Source organism: Yersinia proxima (assembly GCF_902170785.1).
GTDB lineage: Bacteria > Pseudomonadota > Gammaproteobacteria > Enterobacterales > Enterobacteriaceae > Yersinia > Yersinia proxima.
Genome location: NZ_CABHYG010000011.1, coordinates 104,444 through 127,053 on the forward strand (window position 1 = coordinate 104,444; position 22,610 = coordinate 127,053).

Genomic DNA, 22,610 nt, shown 5'->3' on the forward strand with positions numbered 1-22,610 from the left:
AGTTATTTTGTTGTTAATGATTAAGTTAGCGATCTAACACCGTTATTTGCGAAAGTGATCCCTCCACTCCATTACATTTCCACTTTGAACTGGAAAAAATGCCGCTACACAGCTATTCCGCTTGCAGGTAGGGTGATGTTATCGCGCAGAGGCAAGGTCGAATAAATAACTGAACTTATCTTTGCAGTCATAGAGCTGTAGCAGCAAGGAATAGAGGATTGCCAGCGTGAATGATGTAGCCGCATTGAATGCAGCCGAAGACCCTGGAATGAAAGAGGCCATTATCATCACTGAGCGGGTATTAGCTGAAATTACCGCGATGTTAAATGCCGAAAATATTTTTACCAATGCTGTTCAACAGCAGATGTTGACATCACATATTCGGGCTATGGTGCTGAGATCAATAACAGGTGAGCCGTTGCCTGAAGTGGATAAATCATTATTTGATGAGATCTCGGAACATTCGATGGAAATGGCGCAACAGGTAGTCGATAAATTTCCTAATTTACCCATTGAAGAGGCTTATTTGTTGTCGGTGCATTTTGAAGTAGCGAAAGATAATAACCCATAAAATACTGATATGGAGAAGAGACTATGAGTCAAATTACCGTTGTGATTGGCGACCGTTTAGGAAAAGGCCAGAAAGTTGGGCAAGGCGTTGAATTAGCTGGTGGCCGCGTGGTGGTTATTCCTGGTGTAGCCGCAGATATGAAACTGGGTGATGTGATGAATAGCGAAAAAGCAGATTTCGGTATTTCATTCTGTGGTAGTGGTGGCGCGGGTGCTATTACTGCACAAAATAAATATGGTTACAAAGCAAAATACGGTATGCGTTCAGTGGAAGAGGGTGTGACGGCAATAAACGAAGGCTGCAAGGTATTAGGCTTCGGATTTATGGACAAAGAAGAGTTAGGACAAAAGCTAGTGGAAGCCTATATCAAGAAATATGGTCAGCCGTAATGAAAGAGCAATATACCACTCAGGTGCAAGTAAAAGGCAAAGGCGATACTAAAGGTAAGGCTTTCGCCAATGCACTCGGTAATGTCCAGAATACGGTGTTGAAGTCGACACAAAATATTTTGCTGCGGATTGAACCACAAGACGTAAAAGTATTAAAAGCCGAATTATCAGTCAAAAATGAAAAGTTTTTATTCTTTTTCCTGCCACGGGAAAGAAAAACCTACAGCGTCGAATTAGATATTACGGTGAGCGTGACAATTATTAATACAGATAAGGTCGTCTTCATATCTAAATAAAAGGATATACTGATGTTTCTAATCATTCTTTTTAAGTCGATTATTATCGGCGGATTGGTCGGCGTGGGGGTTGGTGTTGGGGCCGCCCGCATGTTCCATGCACCGACCATCCAGGGAATGGGGGCGTTTCGTACTTTGGGCGAGTTAAACTCGTGTGAGGGTGATCCGGCTTCGCATTTCTCCTTTGGATTAGGGTTCTTCTTCAACGCCTGGGCCTCTTCAGTGGCTGCAGGTGCTTTTACTCAAGACGTTGACCACCGCATTATTCCTAACTGGGGTGCCGCAGCATTAATGATTAAAAATCGTAATGTGGCGGAAACTATGCATAACCCGAAAAAGATGGCGATTGCCTGCGGAATTATCGGGGTTATTGTGGTCAGTTTCTTAAATACCACAGCATCAGCTGTTCCTGCGGCATTACAGGTCACAGCAATTAAAGTGCTTGTACCGGCGGCAAATATTCTGGTTAACACCGTGATGCCGGTTATTTTCTGGTTAGCAGCGATTGATGCAGGGCGACGCTCTGGTTTCTGGGCCACTATTTTCGGTGGTTTGGCGCAGTTAATTATGGGTAACGCAGTACCTGGCCTGGTTTTGGGTATTTTAATTGGGAAAGGTGTTGAAGAAAGTGGCTGGAATAAAGTCACTAAAATCATGATGACAGTGATTGTTCTGTTATTCGTGCTCAGTGGTTTCTTCCGCGGATTCGATCTGAAATTCCTGGAATCATTCAGTCTGAGTGCACCAGTATGGCTCGATACTATTCATAACGCATTAAGCGGAAAATAACACAGTGAGAGGAGCTTGATGATGGATGAACAAACCAAGAATAACTTCTGGTATGCCGACTGGTCATTTCCGATCTTTGTAGGATTATTATCCTCCGGCGTATTCGCGGGTACTCATATGTATTATTTATATGGGATCGGCGCATTTAACGAAGTCGCTTTTGTTTCAATGCTACGTGCAGGTATGGACACCGGAGTTTATGGTGCAGTTGCAGCATTTGGTGCCAGCTTCTTATTCGCCAGAATTATTGAAGGTTCACTGGTCGGTATTTTAGATATCGGCGGTGCCATTCAAACAGGTGTCGGTTTGGGTGTGCCAGCATTATTGCTGGGGGCCGGATTTGTCTTCCCGGTTGCTAATTTTGCCGCTTCTCTAGTTACTGGCCTGATTATTGGTTTAGCTATCGGTTATCTGATTATTTTGGCGCGTAAATTCACTATTAACCAAAGTAATTCAACCTACGGTGCTGATGTCATGATGGGAGCAGGTAATTCATCTGGCCGTTTCTTAGGGCCACTGATTATTTTGTCTGCTATTACGGCGTCAATTCCAATTGGGATTGGTTCTTTGGCCGGCGCATTACTGTTTTATCTCTGGAATAAACCTATTACCGGTGGTGCAATTTTGGGGGCGATGATTCTAGGTTCTATTTTCCCCGTCGCCATTTCCTAATCCACGGAGTAAATATTCAAATAACAGGATATTTACTCCGCTGTGACGTCAAGTAAGAAGGTCATTTACCCAAAGTAATTGGCGATGCAGCAAGGCAGCAAATGAATGCATCCCGATGAGCTTACATAAGTAAGTGATTCGGGTAAGTGAGAGCAGCTAACACTGCTGCGACGTCAAGTAAGAAGGGGAACATAATGTATGACTTTATTATTACCGGAGCACTATTAGTTGACGGTCGCCAGGTTGATATCGCAATTAATAACGGAAAAATAGTCGCGGTCAGTGCGGCTATTACTGAAGATAAAGAAAATCAGACAAAATCTCAGATTTATTCCGCTAAAAAAGTGTTGGATTTGGCGGGGAAATATTACCTCAGTGCAGGTTGGATTGATTCCCATGTCCACTGTTACCCCGCATCGCCTATTTATCATGATGAGGCTGATTTAGTCGGGGTTGCCAGTGGCGTCACCACGGTGGTGGATGCGGGTAGTACCGGTGCCAATGATGTGGACGATTTTTACCGCTTAACTCGTGCGGCTAAAACCCAAGTTTACGCTTTTCTGAATATTGCGAAAACCGGCATCGTGACACAAAACGAATTAGCCGATATGGCGCAGATTGATAAGCAAAGTGTGACCGAGGCGATAGCCCGCAATCCTGGTTTTATCATTGGTATTAAAGCGCGCATGAGCAGTAGTGTGGTCGGTAAAAACGGCATCAAACCCTTAGTACGCGCTAAAGAAATTCAGCAAGAAAACAATCAGTTGCCGCTGATGGTGCATATCGGTAATAACCCACCGGATCTGGATGAAATCGCCGACTTATTGACTCAGGGCGATATTATTACTCATTGCTATAACGGCAAACCGAACCGAATTTTGACGCCTGCTGGCGCACTACGTGAGTCTATCCAGCGGGCACTGAAACGCGGCGTATTGTTAGATGTGGGTCACGGCAGCGCCAGTTTTAGCTTTGATGTGGCTGAGCTTGCTATCAAGCAAGGTATTTATCCGCACACTATCAGTTCTGACATTTATTGCCGCAACCGCCTGAACGGGCCCGTCCATAGCTTAGCGACCGTAATGTCCAAATTTTTCACCCTCGGTTTGAGCCTTGATCAAGTCATTCGCTGTGTGACAGAAAATGCCGCGCACGCCCTGCGCCTGACCGATAAAGGGGTAGTGGATACAGGCTATGATGCTGATTTCACTATTTTTGAGCTGAAACAGCAACCTCAAGTATTCAATGATTCTGAAGGGAAATCGGTAACCGGTGAGAAGTATCTGGTGCCACTGGCTGCGGTCGTCGCCGGTGACTTAGTATTAACTGATGAAGGGAAGTCAAAAGATGTCTTCAGTCTATGAAAAATACCAGTTAAAGCATGTCATTAATGCTTCTGGCCGCATGACGATGCTGGGTGTTTCGACGCCACGACAAGATGTGGTCGAAGCCGTAGAGTTGGGCCTGAATCATTACTTTGTCATGAAAGATTTAGTGAATCAGACCGGCGCTTATATTGCGAAGTTACTGAATGTAGAAAGCGCCGTGGTGGTGTCTTGTGCTTCGGCCGGGATTGCCCAGTCGGTCGCGGCCGTGATTGTTAAAGACAATGCCAATTTGCTGGTGAATCTGCACGCCGCGCCGCGCACGGTGCCCCATGAAATTGTTTTACCCAAGGGCCACAATGTTAACTTTGGTGCGCCAGTCGATACTATGGTGACATTGGGCGGCGGCAAAGTAGTGGAGGCGGGCTATGCCAATGAATGCCTACCAGAACAGCTGGAAGCTGCGATCACGCCGAATACTGCGGCGATCTTGTATATAAAATCCCATCATTGTGTGCAAAAAAGCATTCTGTCAGTTGAACAGGCGGTGGTAATTGCACGCAAGCATCAACTGCCATTAATTGTTGATGCGGCTGCAGAAGAAGATTTGCAGTGCTACTACCAAATGGGCGCTGATTTGGTGATTTACAGCGGAGCCAAAGCGATTGAAGGCCCAACCAGTGGCTTGGTCTTGGGCAAAAAAACCTATGTGGATTGGGTGAAGTTGCAATCAAACGGTATCGGTCGGGCAATGAAAGTGGGTAAAGAGGGCATCCTTGGTTTGACCCGCGCTATCGAAAGTTACATCACGCTGGAGAAAGAAACTGGCCAGCAGATGATAGATAAAATGACGCCGTTTATCAGCCAGTTGAATTCCATTGATGGGGTTTCAGCCAAAGTGGTTTGGGATGCGGCGGGGCGCGATATTGCCCGCACGGAAATCAGTTTTGATGAAATTAAAATTGGCCGTTCGACACCCGATTTGGTTGATGCGCTAAAAAATGGCGACATCGCTATTTACTTCCGTGCTTACAAAGCCAACGAAGGCAAGATTGAGGTTGATGTGCGCAGTGTCACGCCAGCGCAACTTGAGACTATTTACAGCTGTATTAACCGCCTGGTTAAAGGAGCCTAACCAATGAAACTGACGCCAAATTATTACCGTGACCGCGTGTGCTTGAATGTGCTGGCCGGTTCTAAAGACAATGCGCGCGCGATTTATCAGGCTGCTGAAGGCCATGTGCTGGTGGGCGTGTTATCGAAGAATTACCCGGATGTCGACAGTGCCGTCAAAGACATGCGTGAGTACGCAGCTCTGATCGACAATGCTTTGTCGGTGGGGCTAGGTGCGGGTGATCCCAGGCAGTCGGTGATGGTGAGTCAGATTTCGCAACAGGTACAGCCACAGCATGTGAATCAGGTATTTACCGGCGTCGGTGCCAGCCGTGCCTTGCTGGGCCAGCACGATACTGTGGTCAATGGTCTGATATCACCGACCGGCAAAGTCGGTTATGTGAAGATTTCAACCGGCCCGCTCAGTTCACAGCAAAAAGACGCGATTGTGCCGGTCACCACCGCCATTGCGATGTTGAAAGATATGGGCGGCAGCTCGGTAAAATTCTTCCCGATGAATGGGTTGGATTCTATTGATGAATATCGTTTTGTTGCCGAGGCTTGTGCAGCAACCGGTTTTTGGTTGGAGCCAACCGGCGGTATTGATCTGGATAATTTCGAACAAATTGTGCAAATCGCGCTGGATGCGGGCGTGACGAAAGTTATCCCGCATATCTATAGCTCGATTATTGATAGCAAGACCGGCAATACCCGCCCGGAAGATGTGAAAACATTATTGGATATCGTGAAAAAGATAGTGCAATAACCCACTAATTTACCGGTTAAGAACTCAGTATCGGCGGAGGTAGGTGTGGCGGTTTGGCTTGGCGCGACACCTACCGCCTGGTAGCTCTTCCCTATGAGTAAGGACCAATATGAATAACTGTTCAACAGATTCTGGTTTGAAAGACCTGTCCGCAGGTATTGCTCTGGCTATGGTCGCGCTGTTTAATCCACTGGCGCATGCTGCACAGCCTGGCAATCAGTCTTTTGCTTATGTCGGTACTTATAATCCCAACGGGGAAGGGGTTTACCGCTTCCTGGTTGATACTAAATCCGGTGAATTAAGTGAGAGAACGCTGGTTAGCTCACTGGCGAATCCGGCACAACTGGCGGTGGATGCTCAGGGGAAAACCTTATACGTCGCTAGTGAGGTTGCGGATTTCAAGGGTGGCAAACACGGCTCGATTGCGGCATACAGCATCAACCCGGCTGATGGTAATTTGACATTAATTAATCAGGTAGATTCTCAGGGCGGCGGGCCGGTGTATCTCTCATTAACACCATCGGGCAGCCATTTACTGGTCGCTAATTATATCAGCGGTTCGGTGGCCGTTTTCCCGGTACAAAGTGGCGGCAAACTTGCTGAGGCCAGTTCGGTACAGCAAGATGAAGGCCCTGCTGGGGCTGCGAGACCTGCGGCGGCGGTGGAAGGGAGCTTTGCCATCAGTGACCACAATGGCCCACATGCACATATGATAGCCAGTTCACCGAGTGGTAAATTCGTGTTCTCCACCGATCTGGGGTTAGACAGAATTTATCAATATCGCTTTGATGCGGATAATGGCAAATTGATACCGAACTCGCCGCCGTTTATTGATGCCTCATCTGCCGGTGCTGGCCCACGGCATTTTGTGTTCCACCCTAACGTCAAAACACTATTCTTAATCAACGAAGAAGCCTCAACCCTCACCAGCTATCAGTTGGATACGGAAAAAGGTACGTTGAAACAGCTACATACTCTGTCATCACTCCCGGCTGATTATCGCGGCACCAACTTTGCAGCGGGCCTGACGCTTTCGAAAGACGGCAAATTCCTGTATGTCGCGAATCGTCTGCATAATAGTATCGGCCAATTTGCCGTGACCGCTGACGGTGAATTTAAGCCAATAGAGGAAGTATGGACACGGGGTGACTACCCGCGCACGCTGGTGCTTGATCCTACGGGGCACTATTTATACGCCATGAATCAACGTAGCGATAACATAACGCGCTTTAAAGTCTCTCCGCAAAGTGGCAAATTGACCTTTGTCCCAGGCTATACCGCCGTTGGCAGCCCATCGCAAATGGTGTTCGTCCCGGCCGCACAGAAAAAATGATATGAGGTACGCGCCCCCTGCGGCCATGCTGTCAGGGGGGCAGCTAATCTTCTGAATAATGGAGTGGAGCAGTGAGATTTCCCTATCAACGCCTGGCCTATATGTTCGATGCACTGCAATCGGAAACGCTACCTCAGGAGGAGTTGGCGAAACGTTTTGCGGTCTCGACACGTACTGTACGGGCTGATATTACGGCGTTGAATGAGATTCTGGAGCATTATGGCGCGCACTTTGTACATAATCGTGGTTTCGGTTATCGGCTGATGGTGGAAGATGCCGACCGCTTCCGTAGCCTACAGCAGCAAAATCGTAAGGTGCACCTGACGCCGCGCACCGCCAATGAGCGGGTGCATTATCTGTTAATCCGTTTTTTGACCTCTGCCTTTTCATTGAAGCTAGAAGATTTAGCCGATGAATGGTTTGTCAGCCGTGGCACATTGCAAAATGATATGGCTGAGGTGAGAGAAAGGTTAAACCGCTATCATTTGACCATCGAAACTAAGCCTCGTTATGGTATGAAGTTGTTTGGTTCTGAGCTGGCCATTCGTACCTGCCTGACAGATTTACTGTTCCAGTTACAACTGCAAGATGCTGATAACCCGTTATTAAAAAATGAATTTTTAAGTATCCAAACCATTCCAGAATTAACACGGTTGCTGCATGAATTACTCGCGCAATATGCCGTACGGTTAACCGATGAAGGCGAGCAATACCTGATTTTCTACTGTGCGGTGGCAATAAAACGTATCACTGACGGTTATCCCTTATCTGATTTTGATGCCGAAGATGTGGATGAGGCGGTTAAGTTAGCCTCGGGGCATTTGGCCAATGAGCTAAGGTTACTGTCAGGTAAGGGTATTTCGGCCGCAGAAGAGGCTTATTTACGCGTGAATATTGCCGCCCGCCGGGTGCAGGCCAGCCAGCTAAATACCAGTCGCCCGAACGAAATCAATGCCGATGATGAAGAGACGCTGGTGGACTACATCCTCTCGTACATCAATGCTCACTATAACTACAATTTGCAGGGCGATAAGCAGCTGCGGGTTGATTTACTCACCCATATCAAGACTATGATAACCCGGGTGAAGTATCAGATTACGATTCCTAACCCACTGTTATCCAATATTAAACAGCACTATCCGATGGCTTATGATGTCACACTGGCGGCGGTTTCCAGTTGGGGAAAATATACGCCTTACAGCTTAAGTGAAAATGAAATTGGCTATCTGGTGTTGCATATAGGGGTGGGGTTGGAGCGCCATTACAACATTGGTTATCAGCGCCATCCGCAGGTGATGCTGGTGTGTGATACCGGTAATTCTACTACCCGAATGATTCAGGCGCAGATCTCGCGTAAGTATCCGCAAATTGTGATGACTCAAACCATTTCCCTGCGTGATTACGAAAATCTTGACCATATCGACGAAGATTTCATTATTTCTAATTCGCGACTAACGGAAAAGAACAAGTCGGTAGTCGTGATGTCCCCCTTCCCGACGGAATATCAGTTAGAGCAGCTGGGTAAGCTGGTCTTAGTTGATCGTACCCGGCCTTACATGCTGGAAAAGTTCTTTGATAGTCAACACTTTATGATTATCGACCAGCCGATGACGCAGGAGCAGCTGTTTAAAAAAGTCTGTAGTCAGTTGGAAGAAGAAGGTTTTGTGGATGCGGATTTCTACCCGTCAGTGGTGGAGCGGGAAGCGATTGTCTCTACCATGCTGGGTGAAGGGATAGCATTGCCACATTCATTGGGCCTATTAGCCAAGAAAACAGTAGTGGTCACTTTGTTGGCACCTAATGGCATTGTCTGGGGGGATGGCGAAGTGGCTCATGTCATTTTCCTGTTAGCTATCAGTAAAACCGATTATGAAGAAGCGATGGCGATTTATGATTTGTTCGTGACCTTTGTGCGCGAGCGCTCGATGAGCCGTTTATTGAGCAGCCAGAATTTTGATAGTTTTAAAGCTATTGCGATTGATTGTTTGAGTCGAATTTAATTCATATTTTATTTTTATCCGATTAAGTGAGTGAGCGACTCGGTGGTGTTATACGGTGATGAGTTCGGTTGTTAATACTTCACCGTTCACATAACTGCCGTGGCTCAACCGCCAAAGGGGGCGGGCGCGCACCCTTTGGCGGTTGAGGCACCTGTAGTTAAGTGAACACCGATCCCATATCAACCGAATCGATGACCAAATCAACCGAACCGATAACTAAATCCGAATCACTGCCAACCATATCTCCTGACAAACCAGCCTTTCACTAGCTGTGTCGTCACCATGTAACCTGCCAAAATCACCATCAGCCATGGGAAGTATGAGAGTGGTAGTGCCTGTAATTGCAGGAATCCGGCCAGTGGCGAGAAAGTCAGCCCGATACCGACGACCACCACTGCCAATGTCATTAGGCACAGCGGCCATGAAGCGCGACTTTGAATAAAGGGAATTTTACGGGTGCGAATCATATGCACAATTAAGGTCTGGGACAGCAGCCCTTCAACGAACCAGCCAGACTGGAACAAGGTCTGCATTTCCGGCGTATTAGCTTTAAATACCCACCACATTAAGCTGAAGGTCAAAACGTCAAAAATTGAACTTATCGGCCCAAAGAACACCATAAAGCGTCCAAGATCGCCGGCGTTCCAGCGTTGTGGTTTTGCCAGTTGCTCTTCGTCGACATTATCAAATGGAATGGCAATCTGAGAAATATCATACATTAGGTTCTGGATCAGCAGATGCAGCGGCAGCATCGGTAAGAAGGGTAAAAATGCACTGGCAATCAGCACACTAAAAACATTACCGAAGTTAGAACTGGCCGTCATTTTGATGTATTTCAGCATGTTGGCAAAGGTGCGGCGGCCTTCTATCACGCCCTGTTCCAGCACCATCAGGCTCTTTTCCAGCAAAATGATATCAGCCGCTTCCTTGGCAATATCTACTGCCGAATCCACCGAGATCCCGATATCCGCCGCCCGCAGTGCCGGAGCATCGTTGATACCATCGCCCATAAAGCCGACCACATGACCTGCTTCTCGCAGATTTTGCACGATGCGCTCTTTATGCATCGGTGTCAGCTTCGCAAATACGGTGGTGGTGCGAGTAGCTTGAGTCAGCTCTGCCTCACTCATTTGTTCAATATCACTGCCACGCAAAACTTTTTCGACCGACAACCCGACATCTTTACAGACTTTACGTGCCACTAACTCATTGTCACCGGTAAGAATTTTGACGCTGACGCCACTGTTTTTCAATGCCAGTAGTGCGGGCGCGGTGCTCTCTTTGGGCGGGTCGAGGAAGGCGATATAGCCTTCAAGAATCAGGTCATATTCGTCGATAACCGCATAATTGCGCTGATATGCTGGCAAAATCCGTGTAGCGACTGCTACCACCCTCAGCCCTTGCTGGTTTTGCTCATCGGTAACGCGGCGGATACGTGCCAGCAGCGCATCAGTCATTGGGATAACGTCATCTCCTTGACGGACATGGCGGCAAATAGACAGCATCTCTTCCAATGCGCCTTTGCAGATTAATTCGTGATAATCCGATTGGTCGCTGACCACCACGGACATCCGGCGGCGCTCAAAATCAAATGGGATTTCATCGATTTTACGGTAACCTGCCAGTATTTCAGCAGACTGGGATGAATCGGTCATGGACGAAAGCACCGCCACGTCCAGCAGGTTTTTCAAGCCGGTTTGGTAGTAACTGTTGAGCCAGGCATAGCGCATTACACGTTCACAATTGGCTCCAAATACGTCGGTATGGCTCTCCAGCACAATCTTATCTTGGGTCAAGGTGCCGGTCTTGTCGGTACACAGAACATCCATCGCGCCAAAGTTCTGAATAGCATCCAGCCGTTTGACGATAACTTTTTGTTTTGACAGCTTTACCGCCCCTTTTGCCAATGTCGATGTGACGATCATCGGCAGCATTTCTGGGGTCAAACCCACGGCAACCGAGAGAGCAAATAGTGCCGCTTCCCACCAGTCACCTTTGGTAAATCCATTGATTAACAACACAATGGGTGTCATGACCAACATAAAGCGAATCAACAACCAGCTGACTTTGCTGATACCACTCTGGAAAGCATTGGGCTGTTCATCCTGATGGGTCACACGCTCAGCCAACAGGCCAAAATAGGTTTGGTTACCGGTGCCAATAACGATGGCCAGCGCAGATCCACTCACTACATTGGTGCCCATAAAGCACAGGGTATCCCGCTCTAAGGGATTCTGTTCATTGCACTCCCGGCACTGCGCCACTTTTTCCACCGGTAGTGATTCGCCGGTCAGAGCGGCCTGGCTGATAAACAGATCTTTTGCTACCAGGATGCGTAGATCCGCCGGGATCATGTCACCGGCAGAGAGTTTAATAATATCGCCAGGCACCAATTGGGAAATCGGCAGTTCGCGATGTTCGCTTTTTCCAGTATGAGCATCACTGCGTAGCACCGTGGCGGTGTTGCTGACCATGGCTTTCAGCGCATCTGCTGCGCGGTTAGAACGAGCCTCCTGAATAAAGTGCATCAGGGTAGAAATCAGCACCATAGCACCAATCACCAGCGCGGCGGTGAGGTCTTCCGTGGCGTAAGAAATCAAGGCCAGAATGGTCAATAGCAAGTTAAAGGGGTTGCGATAACAGTGCCATAGGTGAACCCACCAAGGGGTAGCCTGCTGATTTTCAATCAAATTGCTGCCACTGTTTAGGCGAATAGCCTCAGCCTCTTGCTCCGTCAGGCCTTCAGGGTGGCTGTGAAAGCGTTGATAAAGTTGCTGCGGCGTTTCATTGGCACACTGCAAACGCTGCCGGGCCAGTTCTGCCGGGATATCTTTGGCCGTACTTCCTGCTGAAAGCCCCTCAAGCATGGTTTCCCGCCGGATCAGGCGACGGGGCAGGTTGCGGCTCAATACATTGAGCAATTGGCGGGTGAAATTTTTAATTTGCATGGTTCAAACCTTACTGTCATACCTGAATTGTCTTCAGGTAGCGCCCACGGCAAACCTGCCGTAGAGAGGGCAAAAACATCAGCAGCAGAAACCAACGCAGGGAGAATGCGCAGTGACTGCTTATCAGATTGTTATCCGATAAGGCAGCCACGTCAGACGGGGAATTACCTTATCGGTACACCCAAAGGGTGTAGATTGAGGGAACAGGGTCCACTGGGTAATTAACCTCCGGTGAGTGAAGAATCGCTTTGTTTGAGCGGCACACCATCGCGCTCAAACAGTTATACAAACAATAAACTGCGTCATAATTATTGCCACGGCAAAAATCACCCTGACGGGAATTTCATCCGTTAAGGTAATAATATGTTACCAGTCATGGGGATATCATGCGCTGAGTCTGATTCTGGGCATGGTATGCTTCCCACCGTTCTGGCAAATATAAATAATACGGTAGCTATAAATAATCAATTTATTATATGTATTCAAACCTAAACATTAGGTAAACCATGCAAAACCGTTTGACCATTAAGGACATTGCCCGCATGAGTGGAGTCGGAAAATCCACCGTGTCACGGGTATTAAACAATGAAGGCAGTGTCAGCCCTCAGACGCGCGAGCGAGTAGAGGCGGTTATCCGTCAGCAGGGGTTTACCCCATCAAAATCGGCCCGCGCGATGCGTGGCCAGAGCGATAAAGTGGTGGGAATTATTGTCTCACGTCTGGATTCTCCCTCTGAGAATCAGGCGGTGCGCACCATGTTGCCGCTGTTCTATCAGCAAGGTTACGACCCTATTCTGATGGAAAGCCAGTTTGATCCTGAGCTGGTTAGCGAGCATCTGCATGTTTTACAACAGCGCCATGTGGATGGGGTGATTCTGTTTGGTTTCACCGGCTTAACTGCAGACATGCTCGCGCCGTGGCAGGAAAAAATGGTGGTGCTGGCGCGAGAATATACCGGTTTCTCTTCAGTTTGTTATGACGATGAAGGGGCGGTGCGGCTGCTGATGGATAAACTGCGCCAGGCCGGGCATCGCCATATTAGTTATATCGGGGTGCAGCCCTCGGATGCCACGACCGGTATGCGTCGTCATCAATCTTATCTCGATTACTGCCAGCAACATGGCCTGACTTCTACTGTTGCATTGGGAGAATTGAGCTATCAGAGCGGCTTTCAGCTCGCTCCTCAAGTGATAAAACCCGAGACCTCTGCACTGGTCTGCGCCTCTGATACTATTGCTATGGGGGTAAGTAAGTACTTGCAGCAGCAAGGGCAACAACACATCCAGGTATGTGGTATCGGCAACACACCCTTGTTGCACTTCTTGTTCCCCAATAGCCTGTCAGTCGAACTGGGCTATGGTAGTGCGGGTGTGAAAGCGGCGCAGCAACTGCTTGATCAACTTAATAATCACCAACCTATTCAACAAATTATCATCCCCGGCCAATTGGCTTGATGTTTTTATTCTCCTCCTTATGCTCCCTGCCAATTCATGTTGAGTAGTAGAGGCGCTTTGGGTATTAACTGATTTTCGACGAAAATTTGCACAAAAATTGTCAAATTGTGATCTTGAACGCAAGTTGGGAACGTTCCCATTCCATAAAAATAAATAGTTGGCTAACCTTAAATAAGCCACTTGGAACCGATCCCACCTTTACGAAAGGTATGCTGAAATGAGCAAAGTAAAACAACAAGACATCGATCAATTGATCGTACTGGTGGGAGGCAGAGAAAATATTGCCACCGTCAGCCACTGCATTACCCGGTTGCGTTTTGTACTAAATGATCCAGCTAAAGCATTTCCCAAAGAGATCGAAAAGCTATCGATGGTCAAAGGCTGTTTTACTAATGCCGGGCAATTTCAAGTGGTTATCGGGCCGGAAGTCGATGATTACTACCAGGCGCTAATTGCTAAAATTGGCCAAAATGAAGTGGATAAAGAACAAACCAAGCTGGCTGCGCGCCAGAATATGACCTGGTTTGAGCGCGGTATCTCTCACTTTGCCGAGATCTTCTTCCCACTGTTACCGGCTTTGATCAGCGGCGGTTTGATCCTCGGTTTCCGTAATGTGATCGGCGACATCCCAATGTCCGAAGGCCAAACGCTGGCGCAGATGTATCCGGCGTGGAAAACCATTTACGATTTCCTATGGTTACTGGGCGAAGCCATCTTCTTCTACCTGCCAGTGGCTATCTGTTGGTCGACGGTGAAGAAAATGGGCGGCACGCCGGTATTGGGGATTGTATTGGGGATTACGCTGGTTTCTCCACAGCTAATGAACTCTTATCTGTTGGGGCAGCAGATCCCTGAGGTATGGGATTTCGGCTGGTTTACTATCCAAAAAGTGGGTTATCAGGCGCAAGTTATCCCCTCTATTCTGGCCGGTTTAGCATTGGGCTGGATTGAAACCAATCTGAAGAAAATTATTCCTGCTTATCTCTACTTAGTTATCGTGCCAGTGGTGTCTTTATTGCTGGCAGTATTCCTCGCTCATACCTTGATTGGGCCATTTGGTCGCATGATTGGTGATGGTGTGGCATGGGGCGTGAAAGCAGTGATGACCGGTAGTTTCGCACCTATTGGCGCTGCGCTGTTTGGTTTCTTGTATGCGCCGTTAGTGATAACCGGGGTGCATCAAACCACATTGGCTATTGATATGCAGATGATTCAGAGCATGGGCGGTACACCTGTTTGGCCGCTGATTGCCTTGTCCAATATCGCGCAAGCCTCTGCGGTGCTGGGCATCATTATCATTAGCCGTAAGATCAATGAACGAGAAATTTCTGTTCCGGCGGCCATCTCAGCCTATCTCGGTGTGACTGAACCCGCCATGTACGGTATCAACTTGAAATATCGCTTCCCAATGTTGTGCGCCATGATTGGTTCTGGACTGGCAGGCCTGATTTGCGGGCTAACAGGGGTGATGGCAAATGGTATTGGTGTCGGTGGTTTGCCGGGTATTTTGTCCATCAAACCGCAGTTTTGGGCGATTTATTCTCTGGCAATGTTGGTAGCGATTGTCGTGCCACTGGTACTGACCATATTGGTTTATAAACGTAAAGATAGCCGCGGTGAATTGCCGGTCTGAATCGTAAACCTCCGCCAGTGGTTATTCGCTGGCGGAGTTATTTTCTCAATGAATAAGAGTCTGCTATGAATAATCCTGTCCCTTGGTGGCAAAACGGCGTCATCTATCAGATTTACCCGAAGAGTTTTCAGGACAGCACCGGTAATGGTTACGGTGATCTGGCGGGGGTGACACAGCGGTTGGATTATCTGCAAAAACTCGGTGTTGATGCTATCTGGCTGACGCCGGTTTATGTTTCGCCACAGGTGGATAATGGTTATGACGTGGCGGATTACTGCGCCATTGATCCGGCTTATGGCACCCTGGATGATTTTAAGCATCTGGTGGAACAAGCCCATCAGCGTGGTATTCGTATTGTGATGGATATGGTGTTTAACCATACATCCACTGAACATGCCTGGTTTAAAGCATCAACAGACCGCAACAGCCCTTATCGCCAGTTCTATATTTGGCGTGATGGGAAGGGTGATGATTTGCCCAATAACTGGCGTTCTAAATTTGGTGGCAATGCCTGGCAGTGGCATGCAGCCAGTGGTCAGTATTATCTGCATTTATTTGCCACTGAGCAGGCTGATCTCAACTGGGAACACCAACCCGTACGCGATGAATTGAAAAAAGTCTGTGAGTTCTGGGCGGATATTGGCGTGGATGGCTTACGTCTGGATGTGATCAACTTGGTGTCCAAACAGCAAGATTTCCCCGATGATTTTGACGGTGATGGCCGCCGTTTCTATACCGATGGCCCACGTATCCACGAATTTTTGCAAGAAATGAGCCGCGATGTGTTTCAGCCGCGCGGCCTGATGACGGTGGGCGAGATGTCTTCCACCCGTCTTGAGCATTGCCAGCGCTATGCTGCATTGGGCGGTGATGAACTGTCGATGACCTTTAATTTCCATCATTTGAAAGTGGATTATCTCAATGGTGAGAAATGGTCGCTGATGCCGCCAGATCGCGTCGAACTTAAGCAGATTTTTAACCAGTGGCAGCAGGGGATGCATAATCGCGCTTGGAATGCGCTGTTCTGGTGTAACCATGACCAACCGCGCATTGTCTCGCGCTTTGGTGATGAAGGTGCGCTACGCTTACCTGCCGCTAAAATGTTGGCGATGGTGCTGCACGGTATGCAGGGCACGCCGTATATTTATCAGGGCGAAGAGATTGGGATGACCAATCCAAACTTCAGCTCTATTGATCAATACCGTGATGTTGAAAGCCTGAATATGTTTGCCGAATTAAGTGCAAAAGGCCGCGATGCTGATGAGTTATTGGCAATTTTGGCGACTAAATCCCGTGATAATGGTCGTACCCCGATGCAATGGGATCGCAGCCATAATGCCGGTTTTAGCCAAGGAACCCCGTGGATTGAGCCTTGCAGTAACTATGGTGAAATTAACGTCGATGCGGCGCTGGCTGATGCTGATTCGGTGTTTTATGCCTATCAATATCTGATAGCCCTACGCAAGCAACATGATGTGTTCACTTTCGGTGACTATCAGGATCTTTGCCCGCAGCACCCAGATTTATGGTGTTATTTACGCAGTTGGCAAGGTAAACAGCTGCTGGTGGTGGCGAATTTAAGTGGTGAGCCGCAACAATGGCAGCCAGAGGATATCGAGTTGGATGGTCACTGGCAGTTGTTGATGAGCAGCTATGGCGAAAGCGCTTTCCAGCCGCAGGTCATGGAATTGCGCGCCTATGAGGGAATTTATTGGATTAGGGATTGATTTGATCAGTTTGGAGCTGGTTTCGGTTGAGGTGGCAATGCCAACATTGAGAACAAATCTCATATCAACCGAAGCCAGATGCACTCTATTATCCCCCCAACTTCAACTCCGGAAGCTGAGAAAAAATACTCACCAGTCCTTCCCCCCACCCTTTACGGATCATCATAAAATACGGGTGATCTTCCGTGATCCGGTACTGCTGGGTGGTGCTGAAACTATCCAGCGGGTAGATCATTACGTCCAGCGGTAATCCTACCGACAGATTACTGCGCAAGGTTGAATCCATTGAAATCAACGCACATTGCATTGCCTGATCCAGCGCGGTGTCGTAGCTCAACACACGATCAATAATGGGCTTACCATACTTACTTTCACCAATTTGAAAATAGGGTGTATCTTGCGTGGCCTCGATAAAATTCCCTTGCGGATAAATATGAAACAACCGCAGCCCTTCACCTTTAATCTGACCGCCTAACAGTAGGTTACAGCTAAAATCTGTCCCGCCACTGTTTTGCTGCGCGCCGCTGTCCCGGTTAATTACCTCCCGCACCGTTTCGCCCAACAATGTTGCCGCTTCATACATCGACGGCACATTCATCAGGTTAGTCAGTTCGGGATCTAAACATCGGCGTTGCAGCAAACTGACAATGCTCTGTGTGGTGGCAAGGTTGCCCGCACTTTGTACCACCAGCGTTCGTTCGCCATCTTGCTGAAACAGATGCAATTTGCGGAAAGTGGAAATATGATCCACCCCGGCGTTGGTGCGGGAATCAGAAGCAAACACGAGCCCGGACGACAGCCGCATGGCCACACAGTAGGTCATAACAATCCTTAAGTCAGATGCGTTTATTGCGACATATCCAGCCGCGGGTTTGATAGCATATGCACGGCAGCTATGGTTTGCATATCTTCATAGCCACCACCCCGGCGGATACCGCGCACTGGGCAGGCATCCAGATAATCGATGCCCACCGCCAGTTTCAAATGCTGATTCGGTTGGCAGGTATTATTGGTGACATCAAAACTCTGCCAATAGCCATTCAGCCAGACTTCAGCCCAGGCATGAGTCGCAACATGACTGGAGGATTCTGTATAAAGATAGCCGCTTACATAGCGAGCCGGAATATTTAAACTGCGGCAACAGGCAAGAAAGACGTGGGTGTGATCCTGACAAACGCCTTGCTCGGCAGCAAAAGCCTGCGCTGCGCTATCTTGCACCGTCGTGGTGCCGGGGCTGTAGGGCATTTTAGCCAGCAACTCTCCCATTAGATGTGTCAGGCAATCCAATTGCCCTGCGGCACTACTAACCCCTTCACAATAACCCGCCGCAAACTGACGGATAGCAGCATCCGGTTGCGTCAGTGGACTATGGCGTAAAAAAACCAATGGAGAAAGGTGATCGCCACTGTCATCTTCGACATTATCTTCAATCTCGACCACGCCTTGAGCCTGAATAGTGATGGCCTGATGCGGCTTATCCAGCGTCAAAACATGTAGCACATTGCCAAATGCATCAGTGGTGCAAATGGCTTCTTCCGGCAAAGTCAGTTGCCAGGACAAAATGCGCTGATGGGCTGAATCCTGCGGGGTTAGGCGCAGATATTGTGTGCTGTGCTGCACCTGCTGGGCGTAGGTGTAATGGGTGCTGTGATCGACATTCAGTCTCATTGGACCTCCAGATAGGTCTGATGAATGCTATCGGCAATAGCATTTATCTTGCCTAAAAAATCCATCAGGTAGACGTGCAGGCCATCGGCCATGACATCCGTGATACTGCTAAAACGCAACTCGGCGAGCAAAATACTGACTAACCGCCGAGGCTGGTTACTGCGATTGCCACCAATCAATGCCAACTGCTGTTCCATATCGTTGACACAAGCCAACAGGGAGCGCGGAATTTCATTACGTAAAATCAGTAGCTCAGCAATGGCCTCGCGGCTCAGTTGCTGTTTATACAAACTGTGGTAGGCCTCACGGGCGCTGACCGCCCGCAATAAGGTATCCATCCGGTAGTATTCGCGCACCGGATCATCGTCGTTATCCAGTAATTGGTTTTTTACATCCAATAGGCGGGCAGTACTATCAGCCCGCTCAATCAAAGTACCCAGACGAATGAAATAGAGCGCATCGCTGCGCAGCAAGGTGCCATATACCGCACCGCGAAAGAGATGTGAGCGCTCCTTAACCCAATCAAAAAAGGCATCGATTCCAGCCGCGCTAATCCCCTGGCGGCGTAACTGTTTTATCTCAATCCAGGTGGCATTAATGCTTTCCCACACTTCGGACGATAAGCTACCGCGCACTGCATGGGCGTTATTCCACGCCATCTGTAAGCAACTGAAAATGCTGCTGGGGTTATTACTGTCGAGCACGAAGAAATTCAGCAGGTGGGTCATCGAGACCTGCGGATAGTGCTCGGCGAACAAAACCTGGGTATTACTCAGGCTCAGTGGCACCAGTAAATCAAAATTCACGCGATTGCTGGTGGGCATCATCGAAAGCCGGTTAGTGACATCCAGTACCCGGGTGATATTTTCTGCCCGCTCAAGATAACGGGCCATCCAATAAAGCTCGCTGGCTGTTCGACTTAGCATGCATCATCCTCCAGTACCCAGGTGTCCTTGGTTCCGCCGCCTTGTGACGAGTTAACCACTAGCGAACCTTGTGCCAGAGCTACGCGAGTTAACCCACCGGGCACTAAACGGATTTCCGCACCGGATAAAGCAAAGGGGCGCAAATCAATGTGTCGCGGAGCTAACCCATTGTTCACAAAGGTGGGGCAGGTGGAGAGGGCTAGGGTTTCCTGCGCAATATAGTTTTGTGGTCGCGCCAACAGTAACTGGCGAAATTGCGCAATTTCAGCTTGTGTTGCCGCAGGACCAATTAACATGCCATAGCCCCCGGCACCATGGACTTCTTTCACTACCATCTGCTCAAGATTGGCTAAAACGTAAGAGAGATCAGCTGGTTGACGGCATTGCCAGGTCGGAACGTTCGCCAGAATAGGTTCTTCAGAGAGGTAAAAGCGAATCATTTCCGGCACATACGGATAGATAGATTTATCATCTGCAACACCAGTACCAATAGCATTGGCTAATACAACCCCACCGGCTCGATAGACGGACAGCAATCCGGGGATCCCCAACATGGAGTCAGGACGGAAAGCCAATGGATCAAGGAAAGCATCGTCAACACGGCGATAGATAACATCAATTTTGCACGGGCCGGCAGTGGTGCGCATAAATACCGCCCCTTCTTTGACGAACAGATCGGCACTTTCGACCAGTTCGACCCCCATCTGCTGAGCCAGAAAACTGTGCTCAAAGTAAGCGCTGTTAAAGCGCCCAGGGGTTAATACCACCACGGTAGGGTCATTAACCGGTGTGCTTTCGCGCAGGGTTTGCAACAAGTGGGAAGGGTAGCGCTCCACCGGTGCAATGCGCTGTTCGGCGAATAGCTCTGGATAAAGTCGCATCATCATTTTGCGGTTTTCCAGCATATAAGAGACGCCGGATGGGGTGCGCAGGTTATCTTCCAGTACGTAATAAAGGCCATCACTATTACGCACCATATCCACGCCAATAATATGTGCGTAGGTGTCTCGGTGCAGGTTCACCCCTTGCATACAGGGTTGATATTGGTCATTAGCCAGCACTTGCTCGGCCGGAATAATCCCAGCTTTGAGAATATGTTGTTCGTGATAAATATCATGCAGGAATGCATTTAACGCCTGAACTCGCTGGCGAATACCGCGGTCGAGCATCTGCCATTCACTGGCCGGAATAATGCGCGGCACACTGTCAAACGGGATTAGCCGCTCTGCGCCATCATCGTCACCATACACATTAAAGGTAATGCCCACCCGGTGAAACAGCAGCGCAGCCTCTTCGCGTTTGCGCGCAATTGTTAGTTGGTCGGCCTGTTGCAACCATTGCCAGTAGGCGTCGTAATGGCCTCGATGTTTCCCCTCAGCCAGTAACATTTCATCGAAAAATTGTGGTGTGGAAAGGTCGATGTTCAGCATTATCACCTCGCTAACAGAACAGGCTGTATTTGGGATCACGCATAAACTGTGCCAGCTCTTCAAACCGGCAAAATAGGAGAATTTAGCGCTATTTCAGCACTATTTGAGTGCAATGATTGAGCAAGATGCTTTATGACTGAGCAGGATGTTGCTCCGTCTTGCAGATGATGATCTGCAATAGCGCATTGATAAAGTCAGAGAGAAAATAGGGGGGATAATAAAAAACGGCCGGTAAGCACCAGCCGTAGACGTAATCACATCAGCATTAGCGACGTACTGCGATAGCTTCGATTTCGATTTTTACATCTTTTGGCAAACGGGCAACTTCGACACAAGAGCGGGCAGGGAATGGCGCATTGTGTTCAGTGAAAAAGGCTTCGTAAGTGGCGTTAACGGTACTGAAATCATTCAGATCTTTCACGAATACCGTGGTTTTCACGATATCGGCAACTTTCAGGCCAGCCGCTTCAACGATAGCTTTCACATTTTCCAGTGATTGGCGCGCCTGAGCGGATACGTCATCAGCCACCAGGCCGGTCTTCGGATCAACAGGGATCTGGCCGGAAGTGATGATCATGCTGCCCAGATCGACACCCTGAACATAAGGGCCGATGGCGGCAGGGGCGAGCTCAGTGCTGATAGTGCGGGACATGTAGACTCCTGGTTTACGTAATGCGGAAAGGAACCCGTCATCTTTCACGTTGCAGGTGTGTTGGCCGCACTCAGTCACCCGAATCACTTACTTGAGTAAGCTCATCGGGACTCTCTCGTTTGCCGCCTTCCTGCACCATGAAATCTATTGGGTTTAATTATTTCTGTATTATAAAGGTGAGTTGAATTACAGCAACCCAAGTGAGTCAAGTTTGCGATGCTCCGCAACGGCGAATATTGCCACTATTGTAAAACTCTTTGTACTTGAAGTCGCAGGGTTGTTAGCTGTGTTCGTTACTCGGCCCGTCCATGGGTCTCGCCTCTGCGAGGCCGCTGCAAGCAGCGTTCAAATCGGTTCCTGACCGATTTGTCACCCGAATCACTTACTTGTCGTTGACCTTACATAAATAAGCTCATCGGGATTTCCTTGCTTGCTGCTTACGACACTTAATCCGCTTGTAGCACGACCTGATGGTTGAACTCTTTCTCGCAATATTTGCATTTAAGGTGGATCTCACCTTGTTTAGCCTTCACTTTGAAGCTGGAATCGACTGGTTCATTATGGCTGATACAGTTGCTATTAGGGCAGGTGAGGACGCCGTCGATATGATCTGGCAAACTGAGTGTCAGCTTTTTCACCACTTCATAATTGTCGATACGGTTGACCGTGGCATCGGGGGCATACATGGCCAATTGGTTGGCTTGTTGCTCTGTCAGGAAAGTATTTTCTATTTTAATCAAATCCTTACGACCTGATCGCTTAGACGGTAAATTCAACCCGATGGTGATGCGTTGGTCGGTCGCGGTCAGTTTGAACAGCGACAGCAATTTGAACCCGATTTGCGCCGGAATATGGTCAATCACGGTGCCGCATTTAATTGCTTCAACCTGTAGTTTGTAATCCTGAGTCATATTCAAT

The 22,610-nt window shown here is 48.5% G+C and carries 20 protein-coding genes; 13 read left to right on the plus strand and 7 right to left on the minus strand.

What is annotated here, in order from left to right; genetic code table 11:
- Window positions 1-226: 226 nt before the first annotated feature.
- The 10 genes from FTB31_RS09335 to FTB31_RS09380 all read left to right on the plus strand — a co-directional run bounded on the left by FTB31_RS09335 (window position 227) and on the right by FTB31_RS09380 (window position 9,254).
- The gene (locus FTB31_RS09335) at window positions 227-571 is read left to right on the plus strand and encodes a PRD domain-containing protein (RefSeq protein ID WP_077175478.1); all 345 of its coding nucleotides are present in this window, start codon (window positions 227-229) and stop codon (window positions 569-571) included.
- Between the two features lie 23 nt (window positions 572-594).
- A complete protein-coding gene (locus FTB31_RS09340) occupies window positions 595-960 on the plus strand; it encodes a glycine-rich SFCGS family protein (RefSeq protein WP_004392359.1) in 366 nt (121 codons plus the stop codon).
- Window positions 960-1,256 (plus strand): DUF4312 family protein, encoded by a 297-nt coding sequence (locus FTB31_RS09345; protein ID WP_005174302.1) that lies wholly within the window; start codon window positions 960-962, stop codon window positions 1,254-1,256. Before FTB31_RS09340 ends, FTB31_RS09345 begins: the two co-directional genes overlap by 1 nt.
- Window positions 1,257-1,268: 12 nt before the next feature.
- Window positions 1,269-2,045 carry a DUF4311 domain-containing protein gene (locus tag FTB31_RS09350; protein WP_004392358.1) on the plus strand — a complete coding sequence of 259 codons (777 nt, stop codon included), beginning with the start codon at window positions 1,269-1,271 and terminating at the stop codon, window positions 2,043-2,045.
- A gap of 21 nt (window positions 2,046-2,066) precedes the next feature.
- The gene (locus tag FTB31_RS09355) at window positions 2,067-2,717 is read left to right on the plus strand and encodes a DUF4310 family protein (RefSeq protein ID WP_025376851.1); all 651 of its coding nucleotides are present in this window, start codon (window positions 2,067-2,069) and stop codon (window positions 2,715-2,717) included.
- 194 nt (window positions 2,718-2,911) lie between these two features.
- Window positions 2,912-4,081, plus strand: coding sequence for an amidohydrolase/deacetylase family metallohydrolase (locus FTB31_RS09360; RefSeq protein ID WP_077175477.1), 1,170 nt, complete (start codon window positions 2,912-2,914; stop codon window positions 4,079-4,081).
- Complete coding sequence (locus tag FTB31_RS09365; RefSeq protein ID WP_077175476.1) at window positions 4,065-5,177, plus strand: DgaE family pyridoxal phosphate-dependent ammonia lyase; 1,113 nt, start codon at window positions 4,065-4,067, stop codon at window positions 5,175-5,177. Before FTB31_RS09360 ends, FTB31_RS09365 begins: the two co-directional genes overlap by 17 nt.
- 3 nt (window positions 5,178-5,180) lie before the next feature.
- On the plus strand, window positions 5,181-5,921 hold the full coding sequence (dagF, locus tag FTB31_RS09370) for a 2-dehydro-3-deoxy-phosphogluconate aldolase (protein ID WP_005174290.1): 741 nt from the start codon (window positions 5,181-5,183) through the stop codon (window positions 5,919-5,921).
- Between the two features lie 109 nt (window positions 5,922-6,030).
- Window positions 6,031-7,254 (plus strand): lactonase family protein, encoded by a 1,224-nt coding sequence (locus tag FTB31_RS09375; protein WP_227731300.1) that lies wholly within the window; start codon window positions 6,031-6,033, stop codon window positions 7,252-7,254.
- Window positions 7,255-7,325: 71 nt separating this feature from the next.
- On the plus strand, window positions 7,326-9,254 hold the full coding sequence (locus FTB31_RS09380; protein WP_227731301.1) for a BglG family transcription antiterminator: 1,929 nt from the start codon (window positions 7,326-7,328) through the stop codon (window positions 9,252-9,254).
- Window positions 9,255-9,481: 227 nt separating this feature from the next.
- Here FTB31_RS09380 and mgtA read toward each other — a convergent pair whose 3' ends face one another.
- Complete coding sequence (gene mgtA, locus FTB31_RS09385) at window positions 9,482-12,202, minus strand: magnesium-translocating P-type ATPase (RefSeq protein WP_227731302.1); 2,721 nt, start codon at window positions 12,200-12,202, stop codon at window positions 9,482-9,484.
- 506 nt (window positions 12,203-12,708) lie between these two features.
- On the opposite strand from mgtA, the gene treR reads away from it, so the two are divergent.
- The 3 genes from treR (at window position 12,709) to treC (ending at window position 17,016) form a co-directional block, all read left to right on the plus strand.
- Window positions 12,709-13,656 (plus strand): trehalose operon repressor TreR, encoded by a 948-nt coding sequence (treR, locus tag FTB31_RS09390; RefSeq protein ID WP_077295413.1) that lies wholly within the window; start codon window positions 12,709-12,711, stop codon window positions 13,654-13,656.
- Window positions 13,657-13,873: 217 nt separating this feature from the next.
- Complete coding sequence (gene treB / locus FTB31_RS09395; protein WP_046694481.1) at window positions 13,874-15,289, plus strand: PTS trehalose transporter subunit IIBC; 1,416 nt, start codon at window positions 13,874-13,876, stop codon at window positions 15,287-15,289.
- A gap of 65 nt (window positions 15,290-15,354) precedes the next feature.
- On the plus strand, window positions 15,355-17,016 hold the full coding sequence (gene treC, locus FTB31_RS09400) for an alpha,alpha-phosphotrehalase (RefSeq protein ID WP_050078252.1): 1,662 nt from the start codon (window positions 15,355-15,357) through the stop codon (window positions 17,014-17,016).
- An 88-nt stretch (window positions 17,017-17,104) separates the two neighbouring features.
- Here the strand turns inward: treC and FTB31_RS09405 are convergent, their stop codons facing one another.
- The 6 genes from FTB31_RS09405 to pyrI form a co-directional block, all read right to left on the minus strand.
- Complete coding sequence (locus FTB31_RS09405; protein ID WP_050078254.1) at window positions 17,105-17,839, minus strand: proteasome-type protease; 735 nt, start codon at window positions 17,837-17,839, stop codon at window positions 17,105-17,107.
- 23 nt (window positions 17,840-17,862) lie between these two features.
- Entirely contained in the window at window positions 17,863-18,684 is an 822-nt protein-coding gene (locus FTB31_RS09410; protein WP_005162507.1) for a transglutaminase family protein, read from the minus strand.
- A complete protein-coding gene (locus tag FTB31_RS09415; RefSeq protein WP_174849141.1) occupies window positions 18,681-19,610 on the minus strand; it encodes an alpha-E domain-containing protein in 930 nt (309 codons plus the stop codon). The genes FTB31_RS09410 and FTB31_RS09415 overlap by 4 nt, the downstream gene beginning before the upstream one ends.
- A complete protein-coding gene (locus FTB31_RS09420) occupies window positions 19,604-21,040 on the minus strand; it encodes a circularly permuted type 2 ATP-grasp protein (protein WP_011817265.1) in 1,437 nt (478 codons plus the stop codon). The genes FTB31_RS09415 and FTB31_RS09420 overlap by 7 nt, the downstream gene beginning before the upstream one ends.
- A gap of 265 nt (window positions 21,041-21,305) precedes the next feature.
- Window positions 21,306-21,692: a 2-iminobutanoate/2-iminopropanoate deaminase gene (gene ridA, locus FTB31_RS09425; protein WP_050078257.1), complete on the minus strand. Its 387-nt coding sequence runs from the start codon at window positions 21,690-21,692 to the stop codon at window positions 21,306-21,308.
- Window positions 21,693-22,138: 446 nt separating this feature from the next.
- Entirely contained in the window at window positions 22,139-22,603 is a 465-nt protein-coding gene (gene pyrI / locus FTB31_RS09430) for an aspartate carbamoyltransferase regulatory subunit (protein WP_050078258.1), read from the minus strand.
- Between the last annotated feature and the right edge of the window lie 7 nt (window positions 22,604-22,610).

What these genes read in the sequence shown, in the direction of transcription:
- FTB31_RS09340 (WP_004392359.1), top strand. Translation starts at nt 595, where the DNA reads ATGAGTCAAATTACCGTTGTGATTGGCGACCGTTTAGGAAAAGGCCAG.
- FTB31_RS09345 (WP_005174302.1), top strand. Translation starts at nt 960, where the DNA reads ATGAAAGAGCAATATACCACTCAGGTGCAAGTAAAAGGCAAAGGCGAT.
- FTB31_RS09350 (WP_004392358.1), top strand. Translation starts at nt 1,269, where the DNA reads ATGTTTCTAATCATTCTTTTTAAGTCGATTATTATCGGCGGATTGGTC.
- FTB31_RS09355 (WP_025376851.1), top strand. Translation starts at nt 2,067, where the DNA reads ATGGATGAACAAACCAAGAATAACTTCTGGTATGCCGACTGGTCATTT.
- FTB31_RS09360 (WP_077175477.1), top strand. Translation starts at nt 2,912, where the DNA reads ATGTATGACTTTATTATTACCGGAGCACTATTAGTTGACGGTCGCCAG.
- FTB31_RS09365 (WP_077175476.1), top strand. Translation starts at nt 4,065, where the DNA reads ATGTCTTCAGTCTATGAAAAATACCAGTTAAAGCATGTCATTAATGCT.
- dagF (WP_005174290.1), top strand. Translation starts at nt 5,181, where the DNA reads ATGAAACTGACGCCAAATTATTACCGTGACCGCGTGTGCTTGAATGTG.
- FTB31_RS09375 (WP_227731300.1), top strand. Translation starts at nt 6,031, where the DNA reads ATGAATAACTGTTCAACAGATTCTGGTTTGAAAGACCTGTCCGCAGGT.
- mgtA (WP_227731302.1), bottom strand. Translation starts at nt 12,202, where the DNA reads ATGCAAATTAAAAATTTCACCCGCCAATTGCTCAATGTATTGAGCCGC.
- treR (WP_077295413.1), top strand. Translation starts at nt 12,709, where the DNA reads ATGCAAAACCGTTTGACCATTAAGGACATTGCCCGCATGAGTGGAGTC.
- treB (WP_046694481.1), top strand. Translation starts at nt 13,874, where the DNA reads ATGAGCAAAGTAAAACAACAAGACATCGATCAATTGATCGTACTGGTG.
- treC (WP_050078252.1), top strand. Translation starts at nt 15,355, where the DNA reads ATGAATAATCCTGTCCCTTGGTGGCAAAACGGCGTCATCTATCAGATT.
- FTB31_RS09405 (WP_050078254.1), bottom strand. Translation starts at nt 17,839, where the DNA reads ATGACCTACTGTGTGGCCATGCGGCTGTCGTCCGGGCTCGTGTTTGCT.
- FTB31_RS09410 (WP_005162507.1), bottom strand. Translation starts at nt 18,684, where the DNA reads ATGAGACTGAATGTCGATCACAGCACCCATTACACCTACGCCCAGCAG.
- FTB31_RS09415 (WP_174849141.1), bottom strand. Translation starts at nt 19,610, where the DNA reads ATGCTAAGTCGAACAGCCAGCGAGCTTTATTGGATGGCCCGTTATCTT.
- FTB31_RS09420 (WP_011817265.1), bottom strand. Translation starts at nt 21,040, where the DNA reads ATGCTGAACATCGACCTTTCCACACCACAATTTTTCGATGAAATGTTA.
- ridA (WP_050078257.1), bottom strand. Translation starts at nt 21,692, where the DNA reads ATGTCCCGCACTATCAGCACTGAGCTCGCCCCTGCCGCCATCGGCCCT.
- pyrI (WP_050078258.1), bottom strand. Translation starts at nt 22,603, where the DNA reads ATGACTCAGGATTACAAACTACAGGTTGAAGCAATTAAATGCGGCACC.